Source organism: Viridibacillus arenosi (assembly GCF_001955655.1).
In the GTDB taxonomy this organism is placed as follows: domain Bacteria; phylum Bacillota; class Bacilli; order Bacillales_A; family Planococcaceae; genus Viridibacillus; species Viridibacillus arenosi.
In genome coordinates this window covers 215,000-227,953 of record NZ_MSPW01000005.1, presented here as the reverse complement: position 1 = coordinate 227,953, position 12,954 = coordinate 215,000, and the positions used below count along the sequence as shown (strand labels likewise).

Genomic DNA, 12,954 nt, shown 5'->3' with positions numbered 1-12,954 from the left:
TAGCAACCCTCCTTTTATCTTATTGGACTGTGGACAGTTACCAATTTCGTACCGTCTGGGAAAGTTGCTTCAACCTGAATATCTTCGATCAATTCAGGAATTCCATCCATAACATCATCTTGAGTTAAAATGGTAGCACCGTATTCCATTAGTTCTGCAACAGTCTTTCCATCCCTTGCGCCTTCCAGTACTTCATACGTAATAAGGGCAACAGATTCAGGATGATTCAATTTTAGACCTCTATCCTTTCGGCGCCTTGCAAGGTCAGCTGCCACTACAATCATAAGTTTATCAATTTCACGCGGCAATAAATGCATAGTTCAAACCTCCTATTATAAAATTCAAATAATAAAACTGTTTTTATTTGAAAGAAAGGTGAAGATTAACTAAAAAATAAAATAAATATTTATATGTTTATTTTCTCAAAGAGCCCAGTAGTTAAACCTTTCTAAAGAATTTTAACATACAAATAATTTAAGATGAAGTTTAACGCAATGATGCTGGAACTAAAAATCAAGTTGACCGAGTTAAGCGTCAATTTAAAATGATATCAAGTTAGAAGTATGAGTTCATACCTATATAGATATAAGGAAATATATATATTTTAAGAGGTATTAGCCTCGTTTAAATGACTCTATTTGAGGCTTGTGAAATTTAATGCGGGGCAACATACAGCAACGCTTATCCCGGATTAAGATAATAATGCGGATTTCTCACAGTTTTTGTGTGTGCTGTTAGTATAAAAACGCATTTAACATAAGCACTAAGTGAAGGTCAATAGTAATGTAAAAGAGGATTATGTTGATACGATACCGAAATAGAAAATGAAACATAATTTAATTCATAGTGCTTCTAACCTTACAAAAGAGAAGAGGTAATTATGAATCATAACAGTGGGAAAATTGTTTGATGAAGAAGATATTTAAATTAGAATGAGAAGAGGTTTTGCTATTGAAACAAGCATTATTAGTAATTGATGCTCAACAAGAATTAATTGATGGTAACGAAAAAGAGCAATGTGTTTTGAATAAAGTAAACCTATTGGATAGTATTAATTCAGTTATAGATAAGGCGATAGATTCGAATGCATTGGTTGTCTTTATAAGAGATAAAGATGTGGCTCAAGGTGAAGGTAAAGGATTTCAAATCCATAAGGAAATTAAAGTCCCCTCCAATTCAAAGGTATTTGATAAGAAGGCTACAAACTCGTTTTATGGTACGCCATTACTGGCATTTTTAAAAGATTATGAAATAGAGCATATTGTAATTATGGGATGTAAAACAGAACATTGCATTGATACTGCTGTTAGAACTGCAACAATAAATCATTTCGATGTTACTTTAGTAGAAGATGGTCATTCAACAACAGATTCTTCAACCTTATCTGCTGAAAAGATAATAAACCACCATAATGAAATACTTCATGGTCATTATAATGTAGACAATTTTTCTGTTGTTAGAAATAGTAATGAGGATCTGTTTCAACCAACACATAACAATTATAGATAAAAAACTTAAGTTCGATGTCTCTTCATATGGAATAATGAGGGAATGGTGGAGCTATCGTAATGTATGGAGTAATTAATTTTTAGTAGGGAGAAGTATTAGCCAGCTGGTCCTATACCATTTATCATTTTAGGACTCACATTTACAATCACTAGTTTTGTATGGTGTATATTTATTACTTATTTTTCCGCATTTATTTCCCGGAAAATTAGAGATGGCGAAAGAATGGGAATATATTTGAACAAGATTACAGGCATAATATTTATCGGGATGGGTTTGAAATTGCTTCAGACAAAGGCCCCTCAATAAATATATTGTAGATTATAGTTAATGTTTTATAAATCAAGCATCCATTTCGAAATGGATGCTTTTTTAGTGTTTAGAGTAAAGTGGGTTTAAGATGGGGTAATTTGTATGTTTTCGTGATTGTAATAAATGATTTCTTAATTTTTTTAAAAAAATATGAGAATATCGATAAGTGGAGTTCGTTGTATATATTGAAAAAGCTTTTTCAATTCAAAAGGAGATCATGCCATGAGAGTTTCAGAGAAAAATTTCGTTAAACGATTAAAGAGGCAAGATGAAGCTGCACTTGAATATGTTATCGATACTTATATGCCTCTTATAAAAACAATTGTTTATAAAATTTTACACCCCCTTGGAAAAGTGGATTTAGTCGAAGAGTGTGTGAGCGATGTTTTTTTATCAGTATGGCAAAATACGATGCAATTTAAGGGTGATGCAATCGAATTCAAAAAATGGATTGGCATGATTGCAAAGTATAAAGCCATTGACCAATACCGAGTATTAGAGAGGCGACAAGCGAGAGAGCAGGTGCTTGATGGGACAGCTAATCTTACTTCAGGAAATTTAATCCAAGATCAGGTTTTGCAGCGTGAAGAGAGAAATGAATTGCTGTTTGAGCTAAGTAAATTGGAACCAGTAGACAGAGATATATTCACAATGAAGTATTTCCTAGAGATGGCGAACGGCGAAATTGCAGACGCTCTTTTTATATCAAAAGCAGCAGTAGATAACCGCTTATACCGTGGGAAGAGAAAGCTAGCGTATTCCTTAACAAAGAGTTTGGAGGAGCGATGGACATGACAGATCAATATAAAAAGTGGGCAAATTTAAATGTGGAAGATATTGAACCAATGGATGTAACGGATATTGAAAAGGCTCGTATGAAGCAGCGTATTATTAATAAAAAAATACCTAAAATTAAACGTCCAGTTTGGGGTATTGCAGCGGTAGCGTTAATGATATTAGTTGGAAGTGCAACTACAGTTAGTTTTGCGATACCGAGTGTAGCATCACAATTCCCATTTATAAAAGGTATCGTCAATTATTTTACTTCTGACAATGATAAGTTTTATGAACAATATTCAGACTACGCAACGGATATTGAGCAATTAGAAATAAGTAATGGCATTACAATGATGATTGAAAACGCTGTATATGACGGTAATACAATTACAATTACTTACGCATTAGAAACAGAACATGATTTAGGAGTAAATCCAAGAGTTGGACAGTTCATAGACGTTGAAGGTAGTGTTGCAATTGGTGGAGGAGATTCGCTTCAACAAATTAGTCCAACGAAATATGTAGGTTTAGCACGTGTAACGCCAACATTCAAAAAAGACCTAGAAAAAGTTCAAGTGCAGTGGTCTCCTAAAAGTTTTACAAATGATACAACGGATGAAACGGTTAATGGAGATTGGAAGTTTAATTTTGAACTAGAGAAAGTCCAAGATGAAATTCAGTTAGTAAATCAATCTATAACAGATGCAGGCATGACATTAATTATAAATGAGATTCGCAAAACAGATGTTTCAACGATTATTAAGATGAAACAAATCACTGAATCGAGATTATTAAAAAAATGGCATTTGGCAAGTCCTGCTCTTGCTATTCGTGATGATGTCGGCAATGTATATCACGTTGTAGATAATGGAGGTTCAAGTATGGATAATGGTGTAACTACTGAATGGAGTCAATCAATAGGAGTCATTGATAAAAGGGCTACAAAACTTTACATTGAACCGACCATGATTTTGAGTTTAGGGGAAGCAAAAGGTAGCGAGAAATATAAAATGAAAACAATTGAGGTTTCCATTGATTAAATAACTTGATAATTGTACAAAAGTAAGAATCCATTTCGATTAATTTTGAAGTGGATTTATTTTTATTTATGCCTAACAATTTTTATATTCAAAACATAAATTATAATATTGCAAAAACTAATCACATTAGTTATTATGATAATAAAGTTAGTTTTTGAAGAAGGAGTTTGATAAATGATGAGAATTACGAAAATTGGTACGGTATTTCAGTTGTCTTTTATGCCAAGGATTTTTCCGGTTAATTGCTATTTAGTGGAGGAGGAAAATGAGCTTACATTGATTGATGCTGCACTACCTTTCAGCACAAAGGGAATAATAGATGCTGCCAAGAGTATAGGAAAACCGATTACAAGAATTGTACTTACCCATGCACATAATGATCATATAGGTGCACTAGATGCGCTAAAAGAATTGTTGCCTAATGCTCAAGTAAGCATTTCTTCTAGGGATGCCCTATTATTGGATGGAAACTCCACCTTGTTACCCAATGAAAAAAACACACCAATTCGTGGTGGGGTTCCAAAGAACATTAAAACCAAACCGGATTTATTATTAGAGAATGGAGATCGTATAGGTTCATTAGAAGTGATCGCCACTCCAGGACATACACCAGGTTCCATAACTCTTTTTGATACACGTAATCGTAGTCTAATTGCAGGTGATGCCCTCATTACTAGAGGCAAAGTAGTAGTGTCAGGTTTAATGAATCCTTTATTTCCTTTCCCAGCTTTAGCTACATGGGATAAACATATAGCTCTTGAAAGTGCAAAGAAATTAATTGGTTATAAACCTAGTCTACTTGCTGTTGGGCATGGTAATATGCTGGAGCAACCAAGAACTAAAATGGAGCAAGCAATAGCTGAAGCAGAAATGAAATTTTAATAAACCAAATAGGAAGTGATATTGAAATGACTCGACGTATGAAATTAGATTTATCAATTATTTTAGAGAAAACAACAGAACTAGTTGACGAGAATGGGGTAGACCAACTTTCACTAGGCTCGTTAGCAGAGAAATTGGGGGTACGACCACCTTCTTTGTATAATCATTTTGAAGGATTAAATGGATTGAAGCAGAAGTTAGCCATTCATGGAGTTGAAAAACTACATGAATATATGCTGCAAGCAGCAGTCGGAAAAGCAGGTGATGATGCAGTACGTGCAGTAAGTGAGTCATATATTCAATTTGTCAGAACTCACCCTGGGCTGTATGAAGCTAGCAATCGTTTCGTGGATGCTAACGATAAAGAATTACAGCGTGTCCAGGAGTCAGTAGTACAGCTAGTTGTTCAAGTGTTACAAGCCTACAACTTGAACGATGAAACGGCGATTCATATGGTTAGAGGGTTGCGAAGTATTTTACATGGATTTACATCAATTGAACAAATGGGTGGCTTCGGAATGCCACTTGATATTGATAAAAGCTTTTTAGTTCTCATTAATACTTTTATAGAAGGAATTCATTCCGTTATAAGTAACGGGGATAAAGATTTTCAAAAATGACATCTAAACAGGCGTTATTATTTCCAAATTGAAGTAAGCTTTGCTCAAACTTCTCTTGATGAGGTGGATCTATGTATTTCTACATTTGAAAAGCTGATGGTTCTGCTACCGTTTATGGTTATGAACAGTTCACAGGAAGTTTAGGTGATCGCTCAGGAACTTTTGTATTAGAACATGTCGGTAAATTTGAAAATGGTGTACTTACATCAAAACGCAATGTTGTGATAGGTTCAGGTACTGGAGATTTAAATGGTTTCAAAGGTGAAGTGAATTTCCAAACTGGTAGTGCTGAACAATTCGCAATCATATTAGAGTACCGCTTTGAGTGAAAGTGTTCTATCTGAAATATTATTAAAGCATTTTTTTACATGTCTCTATAAATTTTGTTACGAGTGCGCTTTGTTTCTCACTTTTTCTCGTACATATAGCAATTTTATGTGTCACATGGATACCTTGGACGTACACCCTAGCTAATTGATTATTTTCTACATAATCACGTACAACAAGAGATGAAATAAAATTTGCACCGTAACCAGCCATTACTGAACGAATAGTTTCATTTAATCCGTTAAATTGCAAAGCAACTTTTGGTGGCTTCACTTGGTAGGTATGACATAACGCAAAAAGGTGGTCTCTCATTGAGCTACCTTCTTCACGCATAATAAAGGGTTCCTTAACCATTTCAGCTAAAGAAATGCTCTGATTTGCATATGGATGTTGAGGTGAAACAACAAACCAAAGCTCATCTTCAAATAATTCTTCCCATTCAACTTCCTCTGGCCTTTCTGAAATTCTACCACCATAAATAGCAACATCAGCTTTATATTGTTTTAATTGCTCAAAGGCTTCTTTCGTATTTGTTGTGGTAATGACTAAATTGATATCTTCATTTGCAGATTTAAAAGTAGCTGCCCATTTAGGAATTAAGAAATTAGCGGGTAGATAGGTAGCCGCAATATGAATTGTCCCCGTTTTGGCGAGAAGGTGGTCTTCAATAAACGATTCGATATGTCCTTCAAACGCAAAAAAATTCTTAGCTTTTTCAGCTAACTCCTCTCCAAATTCCGTTAAAATTACACCTCTCCCTTGTTGCTTCAATAAAGGAGCGCCTATTTCATGTTCGAATTTTTTGATCTGGCTAGAAACGGCTGGTTGACTGATTCGCAATAATTCCGCTGCTTTAGTGAAACTGCCAGTCTGGGCAACTTGGTGAAACAACCTTAGTCCGTGTATATTCATATTCTCCTCCAACTCATAAATAAAATTTATAGATTAGTAAAAATAATATATTTTTTTTATGGTTTATTTTAACATACACTAAACCTATAAGCATGAAAATATGGGAAGGAAATGGGGTAAAAATTATGGGAAATGATTTAATTTGGAATGAAGTAGATGAGTATTTTATTGATAAACTAATACCATTTGATTCAACTCTGGAACGCGTTTTACATGTAAATAAAGAAGCGGGCTTACCTGAAATTGATGTCGCTCCAACTCAAGGAAAGTTATTGTATCTATTAGCTAAGATTAAAGGGGCAAAGAACGTATTAGAAATTGGTACACTCGGTGGATACAGCACTATATGGCTGGCACGTGCTCTACCTGAAAAAGGAAAAGTATACACACTAGAGGCAGAGGAAGAACATGCAAAAATAGCGGAACGGAATATCAGACAAGCAGGGTGTCAGGATAAAGTAGAAGTAATTGTGGGCAAAGCACTTGAAACATTGCCAAACATAAAAGAAAGAGTAATAGCCCCATTTGACTTAATCTTCATAGATGCAGATAAACCCAATAATCCTCATTACTTAAAATGGGCATTAGAATTGGCTATGCCAGGGGCGATTATTATTGCAGATAATGTAGTACGCGATGGAGAGGTAATAAACGAGACAAGTAAAGATGAACGAGTACAAGGTATACGCAAATTTATAAGCTTACTAGAAAGCGAACCTAGAATCGAGTCTACTGCCCTTCAAACAGTAGGATCTAAAGGATATGATGGTTTTGTGATTAGTGTTGTAAAATGAGTGTTAATTTTTAGTATGATTAAGAAAGGGAACGCTTGTACGTATTGGAAGTGTTAACATATACGAAATTCATTTTTAAATATTTAAATTCAAAATCGTAACAATCTATATATCCGTAAGAATCCTAAATGCTGTCAGAAGTTGATAGCATTTAGAATTTTTTTTTCTTAAGACTTTATGTTGAAAAATGGACATCGTTCAATTATAATTTACCTAACGATAGGTAAAAAATGAAAATATTTTAGTTTCTTAATAGTTATGAGAAAGATGTTGATATCACCATTTAGGAGATGGGTTATGTGAGTAAAACTATAAGGCGTATTACAGGCCTCGATTTCGCTCGTTCTTTAGCAATGTTCGGTATGTTCATTGTGAATTTTACTGTTATTACTGGAGCAGGGACGAATGGACCTGATTGGTTAGTTCATTTGACTGCACTTTTTGAAGGGCGAGCGTCGGCACTTTTTGTATTGCTGGCGGGTATCGGTATCGCGCTAATGACTCGTAAGGCAAGAGAAGGAAACAATGATCAATTGATTGGGGACATGCGAATCGTCATTTGGAAACGAGCATTATTTTTATTTATAGTAGGTTTGGGATTGTATTTAGTAGGGTGGACAGGTGATATTCTCCATTATTACGGTGTCTATTTATTTTTCATCGCATTCTTAATTAGTTTCCAACAAAAAATACTCTTATACATTGTGCTCGCAGTTGTTACGATTGCACAAATTTTACAGTTAACATTTGATGTGTTTGTAGGGTGGAATCCTTATGCATTGTACATGGATTATATGGATTTTTGGACGATTAATGGATTTTTGCGTAATCTATTCTTTAATGGTTATCATCCAATCTTCCCATGGTTTGCCTTTATATTAGTTGGATTTGTCATTGGCAGTTTTGATCTGCAAAGTAATCGTATACGTCGCAAAGTATTAATCGTAGGCGTGATAATTCTTGTGTTCTCAGAAGCTCTGTCGAAGATATTGATTTCACAAACTGCCTCCATTTTAAAAACCGAAGTAGCGGAGTTTTTATTTAATACAGGTCCTATATTGCCAAGTATTCTTTATATTATCTCTACAAGTGGCTCAGCCTTTATCATTTTGATCATCTCCTTATATATCACTGAGCGATTTTCAAAAAGTAAACTTGTTACATCAATCATTGCTTCTGGGCAAATGACGTTAACACACTACATCGCACATATTCTGATTGGTGTAAGTTTTTTAGAATGGATTGGTCGAGCTGAGCATCAATCACTATTCTTTATTTACAGCTTTTGTATTGTATTTTATTTTTTATGTATTTTATTTAGCGGACTTTGGAAACGAAAATACTCAAGGGGACCAGCAGAGTGGTTAATGAGATATTTAACTAAATAAAAATAGAACATAATTAAAGGCGACATTTCTTCATATTGAACAAAATGTCGCCTTTAGATTTGCAATTATCATCGATCTTACATTTTAAATTTGTTAACCAAGTCCTGCAATTCAACTGCAAGGTTTGACAACGATTTTGTAGAAGAAGAGACTTCTTGCATCGCTGCTAATTGTTCTTCCGTTGTTGCAGCTACTCTTTGAGAATGCTCAGAAGCTTCTTTTGTAGCATGTGAATTATTGACGACGGTAGCTGCAACTTCTTGAGCACTAGCGGACATTTCCTCTACAGTAGCAGCCATATCAGTTACTTTTTCTTTCATATTTTCTAGCTTACCGACGATTTCTTTAAAGCTTGTATCAGTTTTGCTGACAATATTTAGTCCATCTTGTACTTCAACTTTAACATGGTTAATGGATTCTGTTGACCGAGACATGTTTTGCTGAATATCTTTTATTAAATTTGAAATTTGCTGAGAAGATCTTTGAGATTGTTCTGCAAGTTTGCGAACTTCCTCTGCAACAACGGCGAATCCTTTGCCATGTTCGCCTGCACGTGCGGCTTCAATTGCAGCATTTAACGCAAGTAAATTTGTTTGATCGGCAATATCAGTAATTACCTTAGAAATTTCACCAATTTCATTTGAACTTGAATCAAGTAATTGTAGCACTTCGCCACTTGCATTCACTTTCTGATTGATTGAGTTAATTTGTTGTACAGTTTGTTCAACGTAAAGATTACCTTGTTGTGCTTGAGTCATAATCATTGTGCCTGCCTCAGAAATATCTGCAGCATTTTCAGCTAGATTTTGAATGGCTACAGTTACTTCTTCCAGAGATTGTGAACTCTCTAGTAGACTATTAGTACTTTCTTCTGATCCGTTCGCGATAAGCTGAATTGAATTTGTTATTTCTTCTGTTGCTTTGCGTGTTTCATCTGCGATAGCTGTTAACTGTTCTGATGATGATGCCACATGTTCTGTTGATTGACTGATTTGGGTGAGAAGTTCTTTCATGGTGGATTTCATGGTATTAAAATCATTCGTCAGTAGACCAATTTCATCATTTGTAGTTACTTCCACATCGTTCCCAGAAAAATCACCAGAGGCTGCTCGGTTTAGTTCGTGACTAATTTGAATAACTGGCTTCGTTAATCTTCTAGAGAAAAAGTAGGCAGCGATAATTCCTAGGATTACAGATAAACCTCCAATAATGCCAATTGTGATCGCTACTTTTGAGGCACCGTCATTAAATTCCCTTTCAAATGATTTGGCAGCAACTGTCCATCCCCAATTAGGTTCTTTCTGAGCGTAAGCTATATTTCCTTCAATTTTATTGGTTTTTGCATTCATCCATTTGTAAGTAAAATAACCACCTTTTTCTCCTGCTTTTAAAAGTTCTTTTCCTATGAATACACCGTCTTCTGTTTCTGTATTTATGAGTTCTGTTCCTTCATTTCTAGGATCCATCACGTTAACAGCATTTTCGTCGACGGCATAAACAAAACCGGTACCTCTAATAGTATATTCTTCTTTAATTGGTCGTATATTGTCGGCGTCCTTTTTCCCGAATAATTCAACTTTTAATTTTTCTTGAGCTTCTTCTAGTGTCAGATTTCCCGCCTCAACTTCTTGATTTAATAGAGCAATCATAGCAATAACCATATGTGTACTTTGCTGTAGTTCCTCTTTACCAGAAGCTGTTAGTTCCTTTTTTGAAGTAGAGTATGTACTGATTCCAATGATTGATGTAGGAATAATCAATAGAAGCGTACATAGTATTATTAATTTTCTTGTAAGTGTTATTTTGGCCTTTTTCATGTTTCATCTCCGAGTATATTTTTTCTTTTACTTATATCTATATCGATTTAATTTTTATAATAATAAGTGCAATTTTCAAATAGTATCGAATTTTTTTATTAATAGTTAAAAAAAATTATAGGTTCTCTGGATAAATGGAATAGAGTGATTTATTTTAGCAAATGTTTGTACAGAGCATTTTTGCAAAATTAATTTTCCGTATGTTTGTTAAAGTAAGGAATAAACAATTAAAAATAGTGCAACCTAACCTCACTAACTTATAAAAGGGAGGATTTTAATTGAGTAAAATTTTACAACTATCTATGGTGGTACTACTTATGGGTTCTTTAGCTGCATGTGGAACGAATAGAAATTCAAATGAAACGGCCACAAATGAAACAGTTAAAGATGAAACGACGAATGGCGCAAATGAAACAGTTAAGGACGAGGAAACAACAACAGAAAAAACACCGACTAATGATGAACATAGACTAGAATTGGCAGATGACGTTGCAGACAAAATTGCTAAAATGGAGGAAGTAGAAAAAGCAAATGTTATTGTAACGAATAAAAATGCTTATGTAGCGGTTACGCTGAAAGAGGGCGTTAATGGAGATAAAACGCTTGAGGATAAGATTGCAGATCAAGCAAGAGCAGCGAATGCTGATTTCAAAAATGTATATGTGTCCCTAAATCCTGATTTTGTTAAACAAATGAATGAATATGGGGAAAAAATCAGAGCAAATGAGCCGGTTGAAGGGATTTTTAAAGAATTTTCGGATACGGTAAAAAGAGTATTCCCTGATGCCCGTTAAGTATTACTGTAAGGAAGTAATTTAAAGGATAACAAGTAATTAGAGCTTGTTTTGATGATTCTATTCAAAACAGGCTTTTTCTTTTTGAAAAAATGAGAAAGTAAAAATCGACAATCTTTAGTTTCAGTAATTGTTAATAAAGTTTAGTTCATGGCAATAATCTATAATTCAATCTGTTGACAACGTAAAAAATCTCTGTTAAATTTATCTTAAATTCAAGATAAATGAATTCGAGATAATTATATTCTTCGAAAGGAGAAAAATATGATGCAAATAAATAATAATCTCAAAGCACTGACAGTATTACTTCGAGCATCACAATCTGTTCAAGATGTTGTGAGAAAAGACATGCAACAGTATGGTTTAAATCAAACCGAATTTGCAGTCTTGGAATTGCTATATCATAAGGGTGAACAGCCTATACAACATATTGGTAAGAAAATTTTAATTGCAAGTAGTAGTATTACTTATGTTGTAGATAAATTAGAGAAAAAAGAGTTAGTACGTCGAAGAGCTTGTCCTGATGATCGTCGAGTAACTTATGCAACGATTACGGAATTAGGAAAAGTATTTATGGATAACACGTTTCCTAAGCATGAGAAGAAAGTCAATGCAATCTTTGAAGAATTATCCGATCAGGAATTAGAAATTTTCATTGATCTTCTGAAGAGAGTTGGCATTCACGCAAAGGATATATAAATTTTTTTAACCGTATATCTCGAAATCGAGATATATTTAGTGGATAAACTAAATATAATTATGGAGGAATATAATATGAACCATTTAAAGGGAATTCACCATGTAACAGCTATAACAAGTAGTGCAGAAAAAAACTACGAATTTTTCACATATGTTTTAGGAATGCGTTTAGTGAAAAAAACAGTTAACCAAGATGATATTCAAACGTATCATTTATTTTTTGCAGATGATAAAGGGAGTGCAGGAACGGATATGACTTTCTTTGATTTCCCTGGCATCCCTAAAGGGGTACATGGTACAAACGAAATTTCAAAAACATCATTCCGTGTTCCAAGTGATACAGCATTAAATTATTGGGTAGAACGTTTTGATCGATTAAAAGTAGCACATACTGGTATTATTGAACAATTTGGTAAAAAGACTCTTTCTTTTGTAGATTTTGATGATCAGCGCTACCAACTAATTTCTGATGAAAACAATAAAGGAGTAGCTAGTGGTACACCATGGCAAGATGGGCCTGTTCCTTTAGAATATGCAATAACAGGATTAGGACCGATCTTTATCCGCATTGCTAACTTTGATTACTTTAAAGAAATGATGGAAAAAGCACTAGCATTTAAAGAAATTGCTCAAGAAGGGCCATTCCACTTGTTTGAAGTTGGCGAGGGAGGTAACGGTGCACAAGTTGTCGTGGAGTACAATACAATTCTCCCTCAAGCACAACAAGGCTATGGATCAGTTCATCACACGGCATACCGCATAGAAGACCGTTCTGTTTTAGAAGAGTGGATCCAGCGTATGGAAGGTTTCGGATTTAATACGTCAGGTTACGTTAATCGTCATTTCTTTGAGTCATTGTATGTAAGAGTTGCACAAGGAATTTTATTTGAGTTTGCAACGGATGGTCCTGGCTTTATGGGTGATGAACCTTATGAAACACTTGGAGAAAAGTTATCTTTACCTCCATTTTTAGAACCAAAACGTGAGCAAATCGAAAAATTAGTTCGTCCAATTGATACAGTAAGAAGCACAAAAGAGTTTATTAAAGAGTAAGAGAAGGGCAAGTATTATTCTATGAGGTGAAAG

The 12,954-nt window shown here is 34.4% G+C and carries 13 protein-coding genes and 2 pseudogenes; 12 read left to right on the top strand and 3 right to left on the bottom strand.

Annotated features, from left to right (window positions below; all coding sequences use genetic code 11):
* Positions 1-14 precede the first annotated feature (14 nt).
* Positions 15-317, bottom strand: a complete 303-nt coding sequence (locus tag BK137_RS11995) for an urease subunit gamma (RefSeq protein WP_038186511.1) — start codon at positions 315-317, stop codon at positions 15-17.
* A 634-nt stretch (positions 318-951) separates the two neighbouring features.
* Here BK137_RS11995 and BK137_RS11990 point away from each other — a divergent pair.
* The 7 genes and pseudogenes from BK137_RS11990 to BK137_RS22995 form a co-directional block, all read left to right on the top strand.
* The gene (locus tag BK137_RS11990; RefSeq protein WP_038186509.1) at positions 952-1,509 is read left to right on the top strand and encodes a cysteine hydrolase family protein; all 558 of its coding nucleotides are present in this window, start codon (positions 952-954) and stop codon (positions 1,507-1,509) included.
* Between the two features lie 102 nt (positions 1,510-1,611).
* Positions 1,612-1,815, top strand: a pseudogene (locus tag BK137_RS11985) (LysE family transporter); the annotation flags it as partial.
* Between the two features lie 225 nt (positions 1,816-2,040).
* Entirely contained in the window at positions 2,041-2,613 is a 573-nt protein-coding gene (locus tag BK137_RS11980; RefSeq protein ID WP_038186507.1) for a sigma-70 family RNA polymerase sigma factor, read from the top strand.
* On the top strand, positions 2,610-3,635 hold the full coding sequence (locus tag BK137_RS11975) for a DUF4179 domain-containing protein (RefSeq protein ID WP_038186505.1): 1,026 nt from the start codon (positions 2,610-2,612) through the stop codon (positions 3,633-3,635). The genes BK137_RS11980 and BK137_RS11975 overlap by 4 nt, the downstream gene beginning before the upstream one ends.
* A 177-nt stretch (positions 3,636-3,812) precedes the next feature.
* Positions 3,813-4,517, top strand: a complete 705-nt coding sequence (locus BK137_RS11970; protein WP_038186617.1) for an MBL fold metallo-hydrolase — start codon at positions 3,813-3,815, stop codon at positions 4,515-4,517.
* Positions 4,518-4,543: 26 nt separating this feature from the next.
* Entirely contained in the window at positions 4,544-5,137 is a 594-nt protein-coding gene (locus tag BK137_RS11965; protein WP_038186503.1) for a TetR/AcrR family transcriptional regulator, read from the top strand.
* 152 nt (positions 5,138-5,289) lie between these two features.
* Positions 5,290-5,466: pseudogene (locus BK137_RS22995) on the top strand (DUF3224 domain-containing protein); the annotation flags it as partial.
* Positions 5,467-5,488: 22 nt separating this feature from the next.
* Here the strand turns inward: BK137_RS22995 and BK137_RS11955 are convergent.
* Positions 5,489-6,376 (bottom strand): LysR family transcriptional regulator, encoded by an 888-nt coding sequence (locus BK137_RS11955; RefSeq protein WP_038186493.1) that lies wholly within the window; start codon positions 6,374-6,376, stop codon positions 5,489-5,491.
* A 125-nt stretch (positions 6,377-6,501) separates the two neighbouring features.
* On the opposite strand from BK137_RS11955, the gene BK137_RS11950 reads away from it, so the two are divergent.
* On the top strand, positions 6,502-7,170 hold the full coding sequence (locus tag BK137_RS11950; RefSeq protein WP_038186491.1) for an O-methyltransferase: 669 nt from the start codon (positions 6,502-6,504) through the stop codon (positions 7,168-7,170).
* A gap of 290 nt (positions 7,171-7,460) precedes the next feature.
* Complete coding sequence (locus BK137_RS11945) at positions 7,461-8,558, top strand: DUF418 domain-containing protein (protein ID WP_038186489.1); 1,098 nt, start codon at positions 7,461-7,463, stop codon at positions 8,556-8,558.
* A gap of 77 nt (positions 8,559-8,635) precedes the next feature.
* Here the strand turns inward: BK137_RS11945 and BK137_RS11940 are convergent, their stop codons facing one another.
* Positions 8,636-10,375, bottom strand: a complete 1,740-nt coding sequence (locus tag BK137_RS11940) for a methyl-accepting chemotaxis protein (RefSeq protein WP_038186487.1) — start codon at positions 10,373-10,375, stop codon at positions 8,636-8,638.
* A 278-nt stretch (positions 10,376-10,653) separates the two neighbouring features.
* Here BK137_RS11940 and BK137_RS11935 point away from each other — a divergent pair, with 278 nt between their 5' ends.
* From BK137_RS11935 to BK137_RS11925, 3 genes are all read left to right on the top strand, one after another.
* A complete protein-coding gene (locus tag BK137_RS11935; RefSeq protein WP_051448748.1) occupies positions 10,654-11,169 on the top strand; it encodes a YhcN/YlaJ family sporulation lipoprotein in 516 nt (171 codons plus the stop codon).
* Between the two features lie 264 nt (positions 11,170-11,433).
* A complete protein-coding gene (locus BK137_RS11930) occupies positions 11,434-11,868 on the top strand; it encodes a MarR family winged helix-turn-helix transcriptional regulator (RefSeq protein ID WP_038186485.1) in 435 nt (144 codons plus the stop codon).
* A gap of 75 nt (positions 11,869-11,943) precedes the next feature.
* Positions 11,944-12,921, top strand: coding sequence for a ring-cleaving dioxygenase (locus BK137_RS11925; RefSeq protein WP_038186483.1), 978 nt, complete (start codon positions 11,944-11,946; stop codon positions 12,919-12,921).
* The last annotated feature ends 33 nt before the right edge of the window (positions 12,922-12,954 follow it).